At 52.2% G+C, this 469-nt stretch carries 1 rRNA gene; it reads left to right on the forward strand.

Annotated elements, in window-relative coordinates:
• Nucleotides 1–469, forward strand: a 16S ribosomal RNA gene (locus OO306_RS28110); the annotation flags it as partial.

The raw sequence follows: 469 nt of genomic DNA on the forward strand, positions 1-469 counted from the left end.
ACCTACGGGGCGCAGCAGTGGGGAATATTGGACAATGGGGGGAACCCTGATCCAGCCATGCCGCGTGTGTGAAGAAGGCCTTATGGTTGTAAAGCACTTTAAGCGAGGAGGAGGCTACTGAGACTAATACTCTTGGATAGTGGACGTTACTCGCAGAATAAGCACCGGCTAACTCTGTGCCAGCAGCCGCGGTAATACAGAGGGTGCGAGCGTTAATCGGATTTACTGGGCGTAAAGCGTGCGTAGGCGGCTTTTTAAGTCGGATGTGAAATCCCCGAGCTTAACTTGGGAATTGCATTCGATACTGGGAAGCTAGAGTATGGGAGAGGATGGTAGAATTCCAGGTGTAGCGGTGAAATGCGTAGAGATCTGGAGGAATACCGATGGCGAAGGCAGCCATCTGGCCTAATACTGACGCTGAGGTACGAAAGCATGGGGAGCAAACAGGATTAGATACCCCGGTAGTCCG

It is taken from the genome of Pseudomonas sp. DCB_AW (assembly GCF_026240895.1).
Lineage (GTDB): Bacteria > Pseudomonadota > Gammaproteobacteria > Pseudomonadales > Pseudomonadaceae > Aquipseudomonas > Aquipseudomonas kermanshahensis.